Source organism: Microbacterium sp. SD291, from assembly GCF_017355365.1.
GTDB lineage: Bacteria > Actinomycetota > Actinomycetes > Actinomycetales > Microbacteriaceae > Microbacterium.
Map to the genome: position 1 here is coordinate 136,602 of NZ_JADIJR010000005.1, position 17,144 is coordinate 153,745.

Genomic DNA, 17,144 nt, shown 5'->3' on the forward strand with positions numbered 1-17,144 from the left:
GCACAACTGAACAGCGCCCCCTAACTGAACACAGTTCATAGAGCGGGAGCGCGCCGACCGGCCGGGGCACGTTTTGCCACAGTGTCCGGCATCCGGTAAAGTAGTCCCTTGGTGCGTATGCCGCCCCGTCCTCGACGGTCGGTGCGGAGAGTCTTGCGTTCGCACCCGCCGCCCTGCGACGCATGCAAGCAACAGTCTTCCCGTGAGATTCCCGGAGCGCAGTGCTCCCCAACGAAACAGGTATGAAGTGGTTTACGCAGTAGTGCGCGCCGGTGGGCGGCAGGAGAAGGTCGAGGTCGGCACGATCGTTCAGCTCGACCGTGTCAAGGCTGCCCAGGGCGAGAAGATCGAGCTGGCCGCAGTGCTGCTCGTCGACGGCGCCACGGTGACCACCGACGCTGACTCGCTCGCGAAGGTCAAGGTCACGGCAGAGGTCATCGGCAACCTCCGCGGCCCGAAGATCATCATCCAGAAGTACAAGAACAAGACCGGCTACAAGAAGCGCCAGGGCCACCGTCAGGAGCTCACGCGCGTCAAGATCACCGGCATCAAGTAAGACCGAGGAGACCAGGACATGGCACATAAAAAGGGCGCAAGCTCCACCCGTAACGGTCGTGACTCCAACGCTCAGCGACTTGGCGTCAAGCGCTTCGGCGGACAGCAGGTTCTCGCCGGCGAGATCATCGTCCGTCAGCGCGGCACGCACTTCCACCCCGGCGTGAACGTCGGCCGTGGTGGCGACGACACCCTGTTCGCTCTGGCCGCCGGTGCGGTGCAGTTCGGCGCGAAGGGCGGCCGCAAGGTCGTCAACATCGTCGCCGCTGCTGAGTGATCACAGCCACACAATTCATCCGGTTCGGGGCGGGCTTCGGCTCGCCCCGTCCGTGTTTCTGCAGGAAATAGGGAGATCGAGACATGGTCACGTTCGTCGACACCGTGACGCTGCATCTGCGCGCGGGCAAGGGCGGCAACGGCTGTGTCTCCGTGCACCGCGAGAAGTTCAAGCCGCTCGGCGGTCCAGACGGCGGCAACGGCGGTGACGGCGGCGACGTCGTGCTCGTCGCCGATTCGCAGACCGGCACGCTGCTCTCATACCACCACTCTCCGCACCGCTCCTCCGGCAACGGGGGCCCCGGCATGGGCGACCACCGCTCCGGCTTCATGGGGGAGACCCTCGAGCTCCCCGTGCCCGTCGGCACGGTGGTGAAGAACCCGGCAGGCGACGTCCTGATCGACATGATCATCCCCGGCGAGCGGTTCGTCGTCGCCCAGGGCGGTCACGGAGGTCTCGGCAACGCGGCGCTGGCATCGCCCAAGCGCAAGGCGCCGGGCTTCGCCCTGCTGGGCACTCCCGGATACGAGGGCGATGTCGTCCTCGAGCTGAAGACGGTCGCCGACGTCGCCCTCGTGGGCTACCCCTCGGCCGGCAAGTCCAGCCTGATCGGCGCGATCTCCGCCGCCCGGCCCAAGATCGCGGACTACCCGTTCACGACGCTGCACCCGAACCTCGGTGTTGTCCAGGCGGGCGATTCGCGGTACACCGTGGCCGACGTCCCCGGGCTCATCGAAGGCGCGAGCGAGGGGCGAGGCCTGGGACTGGAGTTCCTCCGCCACGTCGAGCGCTGCTCGGCGCTGCTGCACGTGCTCGACTGCGCCACCCTCGAGCCCGGACGCGACCCGATCTCCGATCTCGACGTCATCCTTGCCGAGCTCGCCGCGTACGAGGTGCCGGAGGGGCAGACTCCGCTTCTGGAGCGCCCGCAGCTCGTCGCGCTGAACAAGGTCGACGTGCCCGAGGCCCGTGATCTGGCTGAGCTCGTCCGCCCCGACCTGGAGGCTCGGGGCTTCCGCGTGTTCGAGATCTCGACCGTCTCGCATGAGGGCCTGCGCCCCCTGACGTTCGCCCTCGGCGAGCTGGTGGACAAGCACCGGGCCGAGGTCGCCGCGGCCGAGGTCCCCCGCGAGCGGGTGGTCATCCGGACCAGGGGCTCCAAGAAGGAATTCACGATCCGCGTCGAAGGCGGCACGTACGGCAACGTCTACCGCATCCTCGGCGAGAAGCCGGTGCGGTGGGTGCAGCAGACCGACTTCCAGAATGAAGAGGCCGTCGGCTACCTCGCCGACCGGCTCGAGAAGCTGGGCGTCGAGGACGAGCTGTTCCGCCTGGGCGCGGTCCAGGGATCGACCGTCGTGATCGGCGAGGGCGACAGCATCGTGTTCGACTGGGAGCCCACCATGAGCTCCGCCGCCGAGCTGATGACAGCGCCTCGCGGCACCGACCCGCGTCTCGCGCCGAACGGACGCCGCACCACCTCCGAGCGTCGTGAGCACTACTACGAGCGCATGGACGCCAAGGCCGAGGCTCGTGCGGAGGTGGAGGCTCAGCGCCTCGCGGCGTACCGCGAGGAGGAGAAGTGACGGCTCGCACCCGGGCGGATCTCGCCACGGCGTCGCGCATCGTCGTGAAGGTCGGCTCCTCGTCGATCAGCGGCGAGTCGTCCTGGCGGATCCCCGTCATCGTCGAAGCCCTCGCTGCCGCTCATGCACGCGGTGCGGAGGTCGTGCTCGTCTCGTCCGGCGCGATCGCCACCGGCATCCCGTACCTGCGCCTCGATGCGCGCCCCACCGACCTCGCCACCCAGCAGGCGGCGGCCGCCGTCGGCCAGAACGTGCTCGTGTACCGGTACCAGGCCGCACTGGACCCGTTCGACATCGTGGCGGGGCAGGTGCTGCTGACCACCGGCGACCTGGAGCACCCGACCTCGCGCTCCAATGCCCGTCGCGCCATGGAGCGGCTGCTCGGCCTGCGCATCCTCCCCATCGTCAACGAGAACGACACGGTGGCGACGCAGGAGATCCGCTTCGGCGACAACGACCGGCTCGGCGCCCTCGTCGCGCAGCTGATCCAGGCCGACGCGCTGGTGCTGCTCAGCGACATCGAGTCGCTGTACACGAAGCCGCCGACGGACCCAGGTGCTGAGCCCATCGACGTCGTCGCGCCGGATGCCGACCTCTCGGGTCTCGAGTTCGGGTCGACGGTCGTGAACAGCGTCGGCACCGGGGGAGCGGCGACCAAGGTGTCGGCGGCGCGTCTTGCCGCGGCATCCGGGATCGGCGTCCTGGTGACCAGTGCCGACCTGGTCGACAAGGCCCTCGCCGGAGCCGAAATAGGGACCTGGTTCGAGCCTGCGCTCTCCTAGACTTGTCGGATGACCGACGAGACCCCGCAGCTGCGCCTCGAGCGCGCCAAGGAGGCGTCCCGCGCCACCGCCGCACTCACCAGCGACGACAAGGCCCGTGCTCTCGAGGCCATCGCGGCCGCGCTGGAGCAGAACGCCGCGCGCATCATCGAGGCGAACGGAGCGGACGTCGCCCGTGGCAGGGAAGACGGCATCGGCGAATCGCTGATCGATCGCCTGCGCCTGGACGAGAAGCGCGTGGCCGCCCTCGCTGCGGCCGTCCGCCAGGTGGCGGCGCTCCCCGATCCCGTCGGCCGTGTCGTCGGCGGACATCGGATGCCGAACGGCGTCGCGCTCGAGCAGGTCAGGGTTCCGTTCGGCGTCGTCGGCGCGATCTACGAGGCGCGGCCGAACGTGACCGTCGACATCGCAGCTCTCGCGCTGCGCTCGGGGAACGCCGTCGTGCTTCGAGGAGGCAGTGCGGCACGTGATTCCAACACCGCGCTGGTGGACATCATGCGCGCAGCTCTCGGCGGCGCCGGTGTCACGCCCGAGGCAGTGCAGACGGTGGACGACTTCGGACGCGACGGGGCTCGCGCCCTCATGCACGGCCGCGGATTCATCGACGTGCTCGTGCCGCGGGGGAGCGCCGGGCTCATCGAGACGGTGGTCACAGAGTCGACGGTGCCCGTGATCGAGACGGGTGCGGGCAACGTCCACATCCTGCTCGACGAGAGCGCCCCGGACGACTGGGCACGAGACATCGTGGTCAACGCGAAGGTGCAGCGCCCCAGCGTCTGCAACGCCGTGGAGACCGTGCTGGTGCACCGTCAGGCGGCTCCCCGGCTCGTGCCGCTCGTCGCGAGCGCGCTGCAGAGCGAGGGCGTCGCGATCCACGGCGACGACATGGTGGCAGGGCTCGTGTCGAACGTGATCCCCGCGACCGAGGAGGACTGGGAGACCGAGTACCTCAGCCTCGACATCGCGATGAAAGTCGTCGACTCCCTGGATGAGGCGCTGGACCACATCCGCCGGTACAGCACCGGTCATACCGAGTCGATCGTCACGACCGACTCCCGCAACGCCGAGCGCTTCCTCGCCGAGGTCGATTCGGCCGTGGTGATGGCGAACGCGTCGACCCGCTTCACCGACGGCGCCGAGTTCGGTTTCGGCGCCGAGGTGGGCATCTCGACGCAGAAGCTGCACACCCGCGGCCCCATGGGACTCGCCGAGCTGACGAGCACGAAGTGGCTCGCGCGTGGATCGGGGCAGACGCGCGGCTGAGGGCTAGACTAGGGGACGCTGTACCGCCCTGCGTCCTCGGAGCAGGGCGACTGTCCCGAACAGCACGTCACGAAACGGAGTCAGGATGAACCTCGTCGCACAGATCGCGATGGCCGCTGCCGAGACCGAGCACCACGGCAACGTCGCGCTCGACACGCTGATCTTCGGGATCATCGCCGCGATCGCGTTCACGTTCCTGGCGCTGGTGACCCTGTCGTACAAGAACGTCGCCAACCGTCACTCGGCCAAGGCCGAGGCGTGGGCCGCGAAGCACGGCAAGGACGGACACGAGGCAGGACACGGCCACTAGGCCCGTATGAAGACCACGACCTCGAGGCCGACGCGCATCGGTGTGATGGGCGGGACATTCGACCCCATCCATCATGGGCACCTGGTCGCCGCCAGCGAGGTCGCGCACTCCTTCGATCTCGACGAGGTCGTGTTCGTCCCGACCGGGCACCCGTGGCAGAAGTCTGACGTCACGCCGAGCGAACACCGTTACCTGATGACCGTGATCGCGACGGCCTCCAACCCGCAGTTCACCGTGAGCCGGGTGGACATCGACCGTGAAGGCCCCACCTACACGATCGACACTCTCCGCGATCTGAAGCGCGATCGCCCCAACGCCGAGTTGTTCTTCATCACCGGAGCGGATGCCGTAGCGCAAATTCTCAGTTGGAGGGACCATGATGAGTTGTGGGAGCTGGCTCATTTCGTCGCGGTCTCTCGCCCAGGACATGTCCTGAGCACTGACGGCCTCCCGAGCGACGATGTCAGCCAGCTGGAGGTGCCGGCACTGTCGATCTCATCGACCGATTGCCGAGAGCGGGTGCACGATGGCGAACCGGTCTGGTATCTCGTTCCCGACGGAGTCGTTCAATACATCGCGAAGCATCATCTGTATCGGAGCAAGGCATGAGTAAATCGGATCAGCAGGAGCACGGTCCGCTGACGCGAAAGCAGCTGCGTGAGATCCGGCTGACAGGCTCGACGCCGGTCATCTCCGCCGAGGAGGCCGCAGAGGCCGCTGAGGCCGCCGCGCGCCCCGCGCCGCCCGCACCCCCGCTTCCGCGTGCCGCCGACCCCATCGAGGTCGCTCCGGCGCCGGTCGCGGACTCGGAGGTCGACCTGGATTCGACGCCGCTCACGCGCCGCCAGGTCCGGGAGCAGGAGCGCATCAAGACAGCCTCCGTCCCGGTGATCGGGGCCGAGGACGAGCACGCCGAAGAGGATGCTCTCGTCGAGGACATCCCGGTGGAACAGACGCCGGTGGAAGCGGCTCCGGCCGAAGTGGCCCCGAAGAATGACGCTCCCGTCGAGGAGGCTCCTGCGGCCGCCCCCTCGATCGTGTCCGCCGTCCCTGTGTTCGGCGCGTCCCCTGCGAACGCCGGCCTCGAAGACGATCTGGACGACGATCTCGATGACGATCTCGATGACGACGTCGACGACCAGGTCGTCGCCGCTCCCGTCAGCGCAGCCCCCGTCAGCGCAGCATCCGCCGTCGAGTCCGATGTCGAGACTGTGGAGCCGGAGGACGCCGACGACCTCGACGAGGTCTTCTACGACGTGGAGGCCGCGCACGACGCCGATGTGGTCGAGGACGAGCGCCCGACCGTCAGCTCCGCCTTCGGCCGTGGTGTCTTCGGCGGCGCGGCGGACGACCGAAAGCCCTTCGTGCCGTCGTTCGACGAGCTGCTCACCGTCGGCGACTCGAGCGGCTCGCAGCACCTCTCACCCAACACCCTGATCTTCAACCCCTCGCCTGGCGACGGGTCGCTGTCCGGTCCGGTCGCCTCGACGGGCGAGATCCTCGTGACGGGCTCTTACGAGCTCCCGAAGGGCCTCGGCTCTCAGGGGCACGCGCACGGCACGACGGATGGACGGGAGGCGGATGCCGTTCTCATCGACGGCGAGCTGCCTCCGGCTTCCTCCCCGACGCCCATCGCCGCCAGCTCGGCGGTCAGCACCATCAAGCCCGCCGGTGAGGTCATCCGACCGCCGGCCCCCGAAAAAGGCAACAAGCTCATGCTGACCCTGGCGATCACCGCCGGTGGTCTGGCCCTCGCTCTGGCGGTCGCTCTCGTGGTCGCCTTCACAACGAATGTGTTCTGATGCAGTCACCTGAAACCGCCGAAGAGATGCTGCAGATCGCAGCCGACGCCGCCGTCTCGAAGGGCGGAGAGGACCTCGTGGCCCTCAACGTCTCCGAGCCACTCCCGCTCGTGGACATCTTCCTCCTCGTCACCGGCAACAGCGAGCGCAATGTCGCCGCCATCGCCGACGAGATCGAGGACAAGCTCCTGGAGTCCGGACACAAGCGCGTCCGCCGGGAGGGCCGATCCGAGGCGCGCTGGGTGCTGCTCGACTTCGGCGACCTGATCGTGCACGTCTTCCACCAGGAGGAGCGCGTGTACTACGGTCTCGAGCGGCTCTGGAAGGACTGCCCGGTCGTTCCGTTCGAACTCGCCGAGCACACCGCAGACCGTCCCTGACATGGCAGTGCACCTGATCACCGGTGCCGGCTCCGGCATCGGCGCGGTCCTCGCACGGCGCCTGCTGGACCGCGGGGATCAGGTTGTGCTGCTCGTCCGCGACATCGGTCGCGCCCGCGAGGTCGCGGCCGAGTTCCCCGGAGCCTCGACTCTCGTCGGCGACCTCTCGCAGCCGGGAAGACTGTCCTGGGCGCTGTCCAAGCAGGCGCTTCCCGATCGGATCGACTCGCTCGTGCACGTCGCCGGCGTGGTGGACCTCGGCCCCGTCGCCGACCTTCCCGCGGCGCTCTGGGAGAAGCAGCTCGCCGTCAACCTGGTCGCGCCCGCCGAGCTCACCCGGCTTCTGCTGCCCGTGCTCCGCGTCTCCCGGGCGCGGGTGGTGTTCGTGAACTCGGGCGCGGGTCTGCACGCCCACGCCGGATGGTCGGCGTACGCCGCGTCGAAGCACGGTCTCAAGGCGCTGGCCGACGCGCTGCGTGCGGAGGAGGCCGAGCACGGCGTGCGGGTCACCTCGATCTACCCCGGACGCACGGCGACGCCCATGCAGGAACGCGTGCATCAGCAGGAGGGGCGTGCATACGATCCGACGCGATTCATCACCCCGGACTCCGTCGCGACGACGATCCTCACAGCGCTCGACCTGCCGGATGACGCGCACCTGACCGATCTCACGGTCCGTCCGGCCCGGTGAACCGGGCGGCCGGATAGGCTGACGGACCGTCGCATGTCAAGGGTCTTTTCAGGCGGCGGCAGCTGAGCCAGGCTCTCCGATGGGGAGCGAATCTTGGAGGACTGTCAGATGTCTGGAGATCCGGATCCGCGATACGTTCTGCGTCGCATCACACCGTCGGAGTGGGTGATCAACGACCTCAAGTTCGGTTCGGACGACCCGCGGCACGTCGTGGCCTGCGTGTACGAACTGGACCCGGCAGAGGTCGAGGTCGTGTGGCTGCGGGAACTGCCCCTGGCGATCCGCTACACCAGCCCGTTCGAGGTGCTGGAAGAGGTCGAGCGCCTGCAGGCGGGCGTCAGCCGCGCGACGCGCCCTGTGGCCATCCCGCACCTTCCGCCGCTGCTCGCCAAATAGGGCTTCGGCGCGCGGGACGCAACCCTCTCCCGGAGGGAGCCGGTGCTGCGTAGCGTGCCCTGGACCGACGAAAGGAAACCTCGCACGACCAGGTCGCGCTGTCTGCGGCGCTCGGCAATGAGCACTACGAGATCTCCGCGTACCAGGCACCAGGAGAACCTGGATCAGGAGGTTCACACGAGCGAGGAGCTGCTCAAGAAGCTCAGGGAGCTCGCCGCGTGAGCGAGACCCGGCGGGCTGGGCCTGCCGGGGTCATCCGCCTCGTCATTCGGCGGCTGCAGCGTCGTCGTGGCGTCGTTGCGGGTCACCGCCGAGCCAGCCTCGCGCGCGGAAGGCCAGGAGCACCGCGACGTCGATCACGACCATCGCGACGCCGACGGCGAGCCAGCCGAACTCCCACTGCACGAGCGGCAGGTTCTTGAAGTTCATGCCGTAGATGCCCGCGATCACGGTCGGGATGCCGAGCAGCGCGGCGAACGCCGAGATCGTGCGCATGTCCTGGTTCTGACGGGTCGCGACGTTGCTCTCGTGGCTCGAGACGACGGCATCGAGCGACGCATGCTCGGCGCCGGTCAGATGAGCCACACCGCGGGCATCGAGTTCGAGATGCGCGAAGTAGGGGCGAAGCTCGGGGTGGCCCGCTGTCGCGACCTCGATCTCGGGCCTCGCGTCGCGCAGCGCGTCCGCAAGACCGGACACGGCGCGGTCGATGCGCCCGATCCGCTGACGGAGCCGGTAGATGCGCCGGTAGTCCTCGCGGATGCGGCGGTCGAAGACCTCCGCCTCCAGCTCGTCCAGATCCCCCTCGACCTCGGCGCCGAGTTCGACGAAGTCGCACACGACGGCCTCGAGCACCCGGTACGCGGCGGTGACCGGGGAGTCGACGGGCAGGGCACCCTCACCCGTGAGCAGCGCATCGAGGTCGCGCAGTTCCGCGGGGTCGCCTCGCTGGACGAGCAGCAGACAGTCCTCCGTGAGGATCAGAGCCAGATCCGCGTCGGTGGTCGCGGGATCGGGGCCGTGCCGGTTCACATCCCAGATCGACACGTAGAGGTGACGCTCGAAACTCTCCGCCTTCGGCTGCTGACGGCCTTCCAGGAGGTCCGCGACGATGAGCGGGTGCAGGCCGAACTCCTCCTGCACCGCCGCCAAGTCCACCTGAACTGGGTTGATCAGGCGCCGCCACGGCCGGCTCATCGCGCGTCCTCGTCGGAGACGATCGTCGTCAGAGTTCGTCGTCCTCGTCGTCGAGGACGTCATCGTCGAGTTCGCCGTCTCCGACGTCGTCGTCGTCCTCGTCGAGGAGGTCATCATCGTCGAGGAGGTCGTCATCGTCATCCGGGTCGGCGCCGGTGGCGAGCCGGTCCGCCTCGGCGCTGTCGATGAGGCTCTCGTCGATGTCCGGATCGAGCACCTCTCTGCCGTCGACCTCCCGCACCGGAAGGCCCTCGGAAGGGCCGTCATCGTCGGGGAGAGGGACGCTCGGGGGAATGGGGTTGGACATGGTCGGCATCCTTTCGCTCGGGATGCTCACCGTACTGGCGCCTGCGGAGCAGGACGAGCGGCTTGACCGGCGCCCTGCGGAGCGCTAGCCGTTCTCCCTGCGGAGGCCGCGGGTCGTCAGCCGGCCACGAAGTAGAGGCGCTTGTTCACGAACTCGTCGATGCCGACCGGCCCCATCTCGCGCCCGAACCCTGAGCGCTTCACTCCGCCGAACGGCAGCTCGGCCGCCTCCGCGGCGATGATGTTCACGTGCGCCATGCCCACTTCGAGCCGGGACGCGACCCGCGCGGCCCTGGCCGTGTCGGTCGAGAACACCGATCCGCCCAGCCCCAGGGCGCAGTCGTTGGCGAGATCGAGCGCCTCCTCGTCGCTGTGCACCCGGTAGACCGTCGCCACCGGGCCGAAGATCTCCTCGCGGTACGACGCCGAGTCACGGGGCACGCCGGTGAGCACAGCGGGGGAGTAGTACGCCCCAGTGCCGTCGGACAGGACTCCGCCGGCCTCGAGGGTCGCTCCGTCCGCGATCGCCTGCTGCACCTGCTCGTGCACCTTCTGCGCCGCCTCACGCGACGACAGCGGGGAGAAGGCGCCATCGGGCAGATCTGCCGGATCCCCGGGGACGAGACCCGTGGCGAGCTTCTTCAGCTCCTCCACGAACTCGTCGTAGATGTCATCCATCACGATCATCCGCTTGTTCGAGTTGCAGACCTGTCCGGCGTTGTAGACGCGGAAGTTCCAGGCGGCCTTGGCCACGGCGGCGACGTCGTCCGAGTCGAGCACCACCATGGGGTCGATCCCGCCGAGCTCGAGCACGCACTTCTTCAGGTGGCGTCCCGCCTGCTCGCCGATGATCGCACCCGCACGCTCGGAACCGGTGAGAGAGACGCCCTGCACGCGCGGGTCCGCGATCATGGTCGCGATCTGGTCATGCGAGGCGAAGACGTTCGCGTAGCCGCCGACGGGCACGCCCGCCTGCTCCATGATCTCCTGGACCGCCAGTGAGGACCGGGCGCAGATGTCGGCGTGCTTGAGCAGGATGGTGTTCCCGAGCAGCAGGTTCGGGGCGGCGAAGCGCGCCACCTGGTAGTACGGGAAGTTCCAGGGCATGACCCCGAGCAGCGCCCCCATCGGGAGGCGTTCGATCACGGCCCTGCCGGGGATCGTGCTCGGGATCTCGCGATCGGTGATCAGGCTCGGGCCGTGCACCGCGTAGTAGTCGATGATCGAGGTGGCGAAGTCGACCTCGTCCAGGGATTCGGCCAGGGACTTGCCGACCTCGAGAGAGATGATGCCGGCCAGCTCCTCGCGACGCTCCGCGAAGATCTCGGCGACCCGGTGCACGACGACCGCGCGCTCCTGAACGCTGCGCTCACGCCACTCCTGATGGGCGGCGTGCGCGCTCGCGAGAGCCGACTCGATCTGGTCGTCAGTCGCGGTGTCGAAGGTCTCGACGACCTCGCCGGTCGCTGGATTCTGGACGCGGTAAGCGGACATTTCTCTCCTCGGGATCGACGGCGTCGTCGCACGTCCGTCGCGGAACGTCAGGTGGGTACCTGGAACGTACCATCCGGATCGGCGTGCTTCCCCGGCCTCGCGCTCGTACCGGCGATCGTGCGCAGGAGTCCGCACACTTCGGGTGGCGGTCGACCGAGTCCGGATGATCTGTACGGATGCCGGCACGCGCCCATGACCCACCCACGGGCGCAGCGCCCCGGAAACGAGAAATCCCGCGGATGTTCATCCGCGGGATTCTTGGTGGACCTGAGGGTGTCTGGGTTCACGACATGTGTCACAGGTGATGTGTCGCTGATGAGTCGCGACATAGGTCACAGTCGGCGAGGTGTCGAAGCATCGTGTTGTGGTCTTGAAGATCGTTGCCGGCCAGCTCACTGTCGCGGAGGCGGCGGTCGAGTACGGGATCTCCCGTCGACATCTGCACCGCCTGCTCTCGCGCTACCGGGACGGCGGTCTGGACGCGCTCGAGGCCCGCTCGAGGCGACCGAAGACGAACTCCGCTGCCACACCGGATGAGATCCGTGACCGGATCATCACCCTCCGGCAGCAGCTGACCGGGCAAGGTCTGGATGCCGGACCGGTGACGATCGCCTGGCACCTCGAACGCGAGGGACGCACCCGCCGTCGACGTCGACGATCCGACGGATCCTGCACGCTGCCGGTCTGGTGATCCCGGAGCCGCGGAAACGACCCCGCTCCTCGTACATCCGGTTCGAAGCCGCCCAACCCAACGAGACCTGGCAGTCCGACTTCACCCACTGGCGCCTCGCCGACGGCACCGACATCGAGATCCTGAACTGGCTCGACGACCGCTCCCGGTTCCTGCTGTCCTGCACGGCGCACCTGCCCGTCACCGGCGACGACGTCGTCTCCACGTTCCTGGCAGCGACCGACGAACACGGCGTCCCGGCCTCCACACTCACGGACAACGGCCGCGTCTACACCGCCCGCTTCGGCGGCGGACGCAACGCATTCGAATACCTTCGGGTCTGCTGCACGGATAGGTGACAGTTTCGGTTAGGCCGCGAGGGCCAGGTTCTGGTTCATGATGGTCTCGAACTCGATGGGTGTCAAACGGCCCAGTGCGGCCTGTCGACGCCGGCGGTGGTAGGTCCTCTCGATCCAGGTCACGATCGCGATGCGCAGTTGCTCTCGGGTGGTCCAGGATCGGCGGTCGAGGACGTTCTTCTGCAGCAGGGCGAAGAACGATTCCATGGCGGCGTTGTCTCCGCAGGACGCGACTCTGCCCATCGATCCGACGAGGCGATGACGGGACAGAGCGCGCAGGAACTTCCGGCTGCGGAACTGGGATCCGCGGTCGCTGTGAACGATGCAGCCGGCGACGTCACCGCGCATCTGGACGGCGTTCTCCAACGCGCGGACCGCGAGGCTGGACTTCATTCTCGAGTCGATCGAGTATCCGACGATCTTGTTCCCGAACACGTCCTTGATCGCGCAGAGATAGAGCTTGCCCTCGGCGGTCTTGTGCTCGGTGATATCGGTCAGCCAGAGCTGGTTCGGGCCGGTCGCGGTGAACTCGTGCCGCACCCGGCCGTCCGCGTCAGTCACGACGCAGAGGTCGTCGTGAACGGCGGGACCGGGCTTGCGGCCGTTCTTGCCGCGCTTCTTCCCGAACACGCTCCACCAGCCGTTCTCGGACGTGATCCGCCACGCCGTCCGGTCCGCCATCGCCTCGCCCGCGTCGCGGGCCTCATCGGCCAGAAGCCGGTGCCCGAACTCCGGGTCATCACGATGCGCGTCGAACAGCGCGTTCGCGCGATACGCCTCCACGATCTCACTGTCCGTGACCGGGTTCGCCAGCCACCGGTAGTAGGGCTGACGGGAGAGCTTGAGGACCCGGCACGTCACCGCGACGGGGATCCCGTCAGCGGCGAGCTCTGTCACGAGCGGGTACATTATTTTCCCGGCAGATGCGCCTGCGCGAAATACGCCGCCGCGCGGCGCAGCACCTCGTTCTCCTGCTCCAGCAGACGGACCCGCTTGCGCAACTCGCGGGCCTCGTCGGCCTCGGCCCGCGTCACGCCCGGCTTCGCGCCGGTCTCGACGGCGGCCTGGCGGACCCAGTTCTGCAGACAGGTCTCGCTGATCCCGAAGTCCGCCGCGATCTGACGCAACGGGACACCAGGCTCGCGATTCACAGCGACGCGCACAACGTCGTCACGGAACTCGCGCGGATAGGGCTTGGGCATGATGACATCCTCCCAGCGATGCACACGGCACCACAGATCAGGTGTCACCTATCCGTGCAGCAGACCCAGAGTCCCCGGCCTGCCCTGGCGTGACCAGAGTGACCAGAGGCAGCCCATTGCCATCGACGAGCTGATGGATCTTCGTCGACAGGCCACCCCTGGAGCGGCCGATGCCGTGATCAGGCGGCTCGACCTGCAGATTCTTGTAACTCGATCCAGCCCCCTGTGAGGCGGGTGATGTTCGTTGCGTGCTGATGCGCACGAGCAATCGTGGAGTCCACCGACAGCGACCAATCAATCAGGCCCGCCGCGTCTGCTGCTGCCGTGATCATCGCCGCTACCCGATCCCACGTCCCATCGAACGCCATCCGCCGATGCCACGTCCACACCGTCTGCCACGGCCCGAACACCGGCGGCAGATCCCGCCATGCGAGGCCAGTCCGGTACCGGTAGACGATGCCCTCGACCATCGTCCGCGCATCCGAGAACTTCCGACCCGGACGCCCCGTCGGACGTGGCAGCATCGGCTCGATCAGCGACCACTGAGCATCCGAAAGCATCCGAAAACGAGACATGCTTTCAGGCTCGCAGCCAGCCACCCGAACCTTTGTCAGACACGCCCTAGCTGTTCACCCTCATATCTTCATGTCCAGTGCCGCACGCACGATGCTGTCGGTGTCGATGCCGTGGTATCGGTAGACGTCGTCGACGTCGCCGGCTTGTCCGAAGCGCGACACGCCGAGGTTCCGGGCAGGTACGTTGTTGATGCCGGAGAGGAACGCGAGGGTGTGCGGGTGTCCGTCGATAACCGTCACCTGTGGAACGGCCCGGTCGGCCGGGAAGATCTGGTCGAGGATCCACGACGGCCCGTCGCCGAGTCCGCGCCGCGCTTGCAATGCTTCAAACAGCAGGCCGGGGCTCGTAACGCACAGCACCTCGGCCTCGACCCCTTGGTCGGCGAGCCGCGCGGCCGCCGCAAGGGCCTCGGGAACGAGTGCGCCCATCGTCACGATCTGGACCTCGGGCTCGGCGACGGCGCGCAGGATGTATGCACCGGCCACCACTTGACGGCGGCGGCGCTCTCGAGCTGCCGGGTCCTCGGGCACCGCGGCGAGCTTTTGATCGATTGGTTTCGTGGACAGGCGCAGGTACGCCGACTTGCCGCCGGGCCGGCCGAGCTGTCCCATTGCGGCCAGCAAGGTCCACTCGACGTCAACGACGAAGGCGGGTTCGTAGCTCAGGCAGTCGGGCTGTTCCAGCCCGATCGACGGCGTCTTGATCGACTGGTGTGCGCCCCCCTCGGGAGCGAGGGTGACGCCCGACGGCGTTCCGACGAGGATCGACTGCCCGCCGGCGTACATGCCGTACGACCACGGCTCCAGCGCCCGTTCAACGAACGGATCGTAGATTGTGCCGATCGGGAACAGGGTCTCGCCCCAGCGGCTCCAAGTCGCGCCGAGCTCGCTGATCAGTCCCACCAGGTTCACCTCGGCGATGCCGAGCTCGATGTGCTGGCCGGAGGGGCGCTCACGCCAGTGCAGCATCGTTTCGCGATCGTCGTCGAACCAGTCGCGGCGTTCTTCGGTCGACCACACCCCGACTTTGTTGATCCAGCCGGCGAGGTTCGTGCTCGAGCTCACGTCTGGGCTCACTGTGACGACCCGGCGGGCGGCCTCGGGAGCGACCCGGGTGAGGTCGAGGAGCGCTCGGCCGAGGGCTGCCTGGGTGGTGGCGGTGCCCGTGGGGGTGCGGCCCAGGTCGGTGGGCACCTCCGGCGGGGTGTTCGTCAGGATCGCCGGGCGCTCGAGTCGTTCGGCCGCGGCCGCACAGACCAGACCGGCTGGGGACTCCGGGGCAAAACGCGACCACCGTGCCGAAGCGTTCTCGCCGAGCGCCGCCGCGAGCTGCTCGTACTGCTCGATCGAGAGCAGCGAGGAGTGGTTCTGCGGGTGCCCTTCGAGCGGCAGGCCGTGCCCCTTCACGGTGTAGGCGATGATGACGGTCGGCCGTGAGTCGTCGATCTCGGCGTAGGCCCGTCGGAGTGCGTCCATGTCGTGGCCGCCGAGGTTGCGGATGGCCGCGAGAAGTGTTGCGTCGTCGACACCAGCGATCAAGGCATCGATTGCCGCGGCATCCGCACCCGCGCCAGGCAGCCGCTGGCGTAGCTCGTCAGCGGCACAGCGCAGCAGGCGCTGGTACTCGGGATTGGACATGTCGAGGATCCGTCGGCGGAGGCCGTCGCCTCCAGGCAGGGCCATCAGGCTCTCGAGCAGACGGCCGAAGCGGACGGTGATCACCTGCCAGCCGGCTGCGTCGAAGAGCTTCTCGATCTTGCCGGCCGCGATGTTCGGTACGACCCGGTCGAGCGACTGGCGGTTGAGGTCGACGATCCACACGATCTCGCCCAGGTCCTGCACCGAAGTGTCCAGCACGGCTTCCCAGATTGCGCCCTCGTCGAGTTCGGCGTCGCCCACCAGCGAATACTGACGGCCCCGGCTCGGCACCCCAGTGAGCGTCTCGGTGTAGCGACGCGACATGGCACCCCAGATCGGCGCGGTCGCCCCGATTCCGACCGAACCGGTCGAGTAATCGGCGGGGTCAGGGTCCTTCGTGCGGCTCGGGTAGCTCTGCAGGCCACCGAACTGACGGAGCGTCGTCAGGTATTTTTCGTCCAGCTGACCGATCAGGTAGTTGATCGCGTGAAGTACGGGCGAGGAGTGCGGCTTGACCGACACGCGGTCTTCAGCGCGCAGTTGCTCAAACCAGAGGGACGTCATGATCGTGGTCATCGACGCGCTCGACGCCTGGTGCCCACCGACTTTCACACCGGAGGTGTTGGGGCGGACCTTGTTGGCGTGGTGGACGATCGACGTGGCAAGCCACAGAACGCGCTTCTCGATCTGTTGAAGGGTGTTGTCACGCTCGGCGGTCCCAGCGGAGGCGTCGGGTGTCGTCGGTGAATCAGAAACGGCAGTGGTGTTCATGGGTGTCCTTCGGCGCTGGAGTGAGCACTGTCTCCAGGCGAGCGCGTGTACGTCGCCCGGAGAGCGGTGCGGCCGGTCTTGTGGAACGAGCCGTGGTGCGCGAGCTCGAATAGAGCGGCGCGCGTGTGTATTGATTAGCAATCTGACCAGCCTTGCCGATTTTGCGCAAGCGATCGGGTAGAGTTTGCGCAGAGTGCGCACCAACGTGGGGTGCGTATCGAAGAGGAGTGATCACTATGGACACATCGCGGACAGCTGACGACATTGACGCGGCACTGCTCCGGGCGCTTGTGGCGAATCCGGATGCCACGAATCTCGCACTTGCTGAGGCGACCGGCCTAGCCCGAAACACGGTGCGTGCCCGGCTGGCGCGGTACGCCGTCGAGAAGTCGCTGCGTTCCTTTGAGCGCCGTATCGACCCAGCCTTCCTCGGCTTCCCGTTGGAGGCGTTCATTCTCACGACCGTCAAGCAGCGCAAGCTCAGCGCCATTTCGGGCACGCTCGCTCAAGTTCCCGAGGTTGTTCAGGTGCACGGCCTGGCTGGCGTGGCCGACCTGCTCGTGCACGTCGTGGCGCGCGACGCCGATGACCTCTACCGAATCGCGGGGCGCATCCTCGACATTGACGGCGTCAAGAGGACCACCACCGGTCTGGTGATGGGGGAGTTCGTTGAACACCGAATCGCACAACTCATTGGAGCGAATTCAACTGGGTCTCGGCCGGCTTAATCTCTCGATTGACCTGAAGAGTCCTCTCACGAACTCCATCTGGGCTTTCGTTCTGGAACAAAGGGCGCGAATCAGCTTTGAACGCTACGCGCCATCTGATCAGCAACTAACTCGACGTGCTCCCGACCGAACCCCCGCGTCGACGTCGCAGCAGCGACTAGC

At 67.5% G+C, this 17,144-nt stretch carries 19 protein-coding genes and 1 pseudogene; 14 read left to right on the forward strand and 6 right to left on the reverse strand.

Features of this window, described 5'->3' with window-relative positions:
• The first annotated feature begins 247 nt into the window (after window positions 1-247).
• The 11 genes from rplU to IPV10_RS04815 all read left to right on the forward strand — a co-directional run bounded on the left by rplU (window position 248) and on the right by IPV10_RS04815 (window position 8,042).
• Complete coding sequence (gene rplU, locus IPV10_RS04765; RefSeq protein ID WP_028501602.1) at window positions 248-556, forward strand: 50S ribosomal protein L21; 309 nt, start codon at window positions 248-250, stop codon at window positions 554-556.
• An 18-nt stretch (window positions 557-574) separates the two neighbouring features.
• On the forward strand, window positions 575-832 hold the full coding sequence (gene rpmA / locus IPV10_RS04770) for a 50S ribosomal protein L27 (protein ID WP_028501603.1): 258 nt from the start codon (window positions 575-577) through the stop codon (window positions 830-832).
• An 83-nt stretch (window positions 833-915) separates the two neighbouring features.
• Window positions 916-2,418 carry a GTPase ObgE gene (gene obgE / locus IPV10_RS04775; protein WP_207480957.1) on the forward strand — a complete coding sequence of 501 codons (1,503 nt, stop codon included), beginning with the start codon at window positions 916-918 and terminating at the stop codon, window positions 2,416-2,418.
• Complete coding sequence (proB, locus tag IPV10_RS04780; protein ID WP_207480958.1) at window positions 2,415-3,200, forward strand: glutamate 5-kinase; 786 nt, start codon at window positions 2,415-2,417, stop codon at window positions 3,198-3,200. The genes obgE and proB overlap by 4 nt, the downstream gene beginning before the upstream one ends.
• Before the next feature lie 9 nt (window positions 3,201-3,209).
• Window positions 3,210-4,463: a glutamate-5-semialdehyde dehydrogenase gene (locus IPV10_RS04785; RefSeq protein ID WP_207480960.1), complete on the forward strand. Its 1,254-nt coding sequence runs from the start codon at window positions 3,210-3,212 to the stop codon at window positions 4,461-4,463.
• Between the two features lie 85 nt (window positions 4,464-4,548).
• Window positions 4,549-4,773, forward strand: coding sequence for a hypothetical protein (locus IPV10_RS04790; RefSeq protein WP_207480962.1), 225 nt, complete (start codon window positions 4,549-4,551; stop codon window positions 4,771-4,773).
• Between the two features lie 6 nt (window positions 4,774-4,779).
• Window positions 4,780-5,382: a nicotinate-nucleotide adenylyltransferase gene (nadD, locus tag IPV10_RS04795; protein ID WP_207480964.1), complete on the forward strand. Its 603-nt coding sequence runs from the start codon at window positions 4,780-4,782 to the stop codon at window positions 5,380-5,382.
• Window positions 5,379-6,575, forward strand: a complete 1,197-nt coding sequence (locus tag IPV10_RS04800) for a hypothetical protein (protein WP_207480966.1) — start codon at window positions 5,379-5,381, stop codon at window positions 6,573-6,575. Before nadD ends, IPV10_RS04800 begins: the two co-directional genes overlap by 4 nt.
• Window positions 6,575-6,955, forward strand: coding sequence for a ribosome silencing factor (gene rsfS, locus IPV10_RS04805; protein ID WP_207480973.1), 381 nt, complete (start codon window positions 6,575-6,577; stop codon window positions 6,953-6,955). Before IPV10_RS04800 ends, rsfS begins: the two co-directional genes overlap by 1 nt.
• A gap of 1 nt (window position 6,956) precedes the next feature.
• Window positions 6,957-7,646: an SDR family oxidoreductase gene (locus IPV10_RS04810; RefSeq protein ID WP_207480975.1), complete on the forward strand. Its 690-nt coding sequence runs from the start codon at window positions 6,957-6,959 to the stop codon at window positions 7,644-7,646.
• A gap of 108 nt (window positions 7,647-7,754) precedes the next feature.
• Window positions 7,755-8,042, forward strand: a complete 288-nt coding sequence (locus IPV10_RS04815) for a hypothetical protein (protein WP_207480977.1) — start codon at window positions 7,755-7,757, stop codon at window positions 8,040-8,042.
• Between the two features lie 264 nt (window positions 8,043-8,306).
• On the opposite strand, the gene IPV10_RS04820 is transcribed toward IPV10_RS04815, so the two are convergent.
• From IPV10_RS04820 to IPV10_RS04830, 3 genes are all read right to left on the reverse strand, one after another.
• Window positions 8,307-9,239: a CorA family divalent cation transporter gene (locus tag IPV10_RS04820; RefSeq protein ID WP_207480979.1), complete on the reverse strand. Its 933-nt coding sequence runs from the start codon at window positions 9,237-9,239 to the stop codon at window positions 8,307-8,309.
• 28 nt (window positions 9,240-9,267) lie between these two features.
• On the reverse strand, window positions 9,268-9,546 hold the full coding sequence (locus IPV10_RS04825) for a hypothetical protein (protein WP_207480981.1): 279 nt from the start codon (window positions 9,544-9,546) through the stop codon (window positions 9,268-9,270).
• 116 nt (window positions 9,547-9,662) lie between these two features.
• Complete coding sequence (locus IPV10_RS04830; protein ID WP_207480982.1) at window positions 9,663-11,039, reverse strand: NAD-dependent succinate-semialdehyde dehydrogenase; 1,377 nt, start codon at window positions 11,037-11,039, stop codon at window positions 9,663-9,665.
• A 370-nt stretch (window positions 11,040-11,409) separates the two neighbouring features.
• Here IPV10_RS04830 and IPV10_RS04835 point away from each other — a divergent pair, with 370 nt between their 5' ends.
• Together IPV10_RS04835 and IPV10_RS04840 are read left to right on the forward strand one after the other, a co-directional pair.
• On the forward strand, window positions 11,410-11,730 hold the full coding sequence (locus tag IPV10_RS04835; protein ID WP_207480984.1) for a helix-turn-helix domain-containing protein: 321 nt from the start codon (window positions 11,410-11,412) through the stop codon (window positions 11,728-11,730).
• A complete protein-coding gene (locus IPV10_RS04840) occupies window positions 11,727-12,068 on the forward strand; it encodes a DDE-type integrase/transposase/recombinase (protein ID WP_207480986.1) in 342 nt (113 codons plus the stop codon). The genes IPV10_RS04835 and IPV10_RS04840 overlap by 4 nt, the downstream gene beginning before the upstream one ends.
• A 9-nt stretch (window positions 12,069-12,077) precedes the next feature.
• Here IPV10_RS04840 and IPV10_RS04845 read toward each other — a convergent pair.
• From IPV10_RS04845 to IPV10_RS04855, 3 genes and pseudogenes are all read right to left on the reverse strand, one after another.
• Window positions 12,078-13,270, reverse strand: a protein-coding gene (locus tag IPV10_RS04845) for an IS3 family transposase (protein ID WP_207480988.1) whose coding sequence is annotated in 2 segments (ribosomal slippage) — window positions 12,078-12,983 and window positions 12,986-13,270 — 1,191 coding nt in all. Because the reading frame shifts where the segments join, the coding sequence is not laid out codon by codon here.
• A 67-nt stretch (window positions 13,271-13,337) separates the two neighbouring features.
• Window positions 13,338-13,845: pseudogene (locus IPV10_RS04850) on the reverse strand (IS5 family transposase); the annotation flags it as partial.
• Window positions 13,846-13,905: 60 nt separating this feature from the next.
• The gene (locus IPV10_RS04855) at window positions 13,906-16,254 is read right to left on the reverse strand and encodes a pyruvate dehydrogenase (RefSeq protein WP_207480990.1); all 2,349 of its coding nucleotides are present in this window, start codon (window positions 16,252-16,254) and stop codon (window positions 13,906-13,908) included.
• Window positions 16,255-16,490: 236 nt separating this feature from the next.
• On the opposite strand from IPV10_RS04855, the gene IPV10_RS04860 reads away from it, so the two are divergent.
• Window positions 16,491-16,982 carry an Lrp/AsnC family transcriptional regulator gene (locus IPV10_RS04860; protein ID WP_207480992.1) on the forward strand — a complete coding sequence of 164 codons (492 nt, stop codon included), beginning with the start codon at window positions 16,491-16,493 and terminating at the stop codon, window positions 16,980-16,982.
• Window positions 16,983-17,144: the final 162 nt, after the last annotated feature.

Coding starts and splice junctions, on each gene's coding strand:
- rpmA (WP_028501603.1), top strand. CDS start 575: ATGGCACATAAAAAGGGCGCAAGCTCCACCCGTAACGGTCGTGACTCC.
- obgE (WP_207480957.1), top strand. CDS start 916: ATGGTCACGTTCGTCGACACCGTGACGCTGCATCTGCGCGCGGGCAAG.
- IPV10_RS04785 (WP_207480960.1), top strand. CDS start 3,210: ATGACCGACGAGACCCCGCAGCTGCGCCTCGAGCGCGCCAAGGAGGCG.
- IPV10_RS04790 (WP_207480962.1), top strand. CDS start 4,549: ATGAACCTCGTCGCACAGATCGCGATGGCCGCTGCCGAGACCGAGCAC.
- nadD (WP_207480964.1), top strand. CDS start 4,780: ATGAAGACCACGACCTCGAGGCCGACGCGCATCGGTGTGATGGGCGGG.
- IPV10_RS04800 (WP_207480966.1), top strand. CDS start 5,379: ATGAGTAAATCGGATCAGCAGGAGCACGGTCCGCTGACGCGAAAGCAG.
- rsfS (WP_207480973.1), top strand. CDS start 6,575: ATGCAGTCACCTGAAACCGCCGAAGAGATGCTGCAGATCGCAGCCGAC.
- IPV10_RS04810 (WP_207480975.1), top strand. CDS start 6,957: ATGGCAGTGCACCTGATCACCGGTGCCGGCTCCGGCATCGGCGCGGTC.
- IPV10_RS04815 (WP_207480977.1), top strand. CDS start 7,755: ATGTCTGGAGATCCGGATCCGCGATACGTTCTGCGTCGCATCACACCG.
- IPV10_RS04820 (WP_207480979.1), bottom strand. CDS start 9,239: ATGAGCCGGCCGTGGCGGCGCCTGATCAACCCAGTTCAGGTGGACTTG.
- IPV10_RS04825 (WP_207480981.1), bottom strand. CDS start 9,546: ATGTCCAACCCCATTCCCCCGAGCGTCCCTCTCCCCGACGATGACGGC.
- IPV10_RS04830 (WP_207480982.1), bottom strand. CDS start 11,039: ATGTCCGCTTACCGCGTCCAGAATCCAGCGACCGGCGAGGTCGTCGAG.
- IPV10_RS04855 (WP_207480990.1), bottom strand. CDS start 16,254: ATGAACACCACTGCCGTTTCTGATTCACCGACGACACCCGACGCCTCC.
- IPV10_RS04860 (WP_207480992.1), top strand. CDS start 16,491: ATGGACACATCGCGGACAGCTGACGACATTGACGCGGCACTGCTCCGG.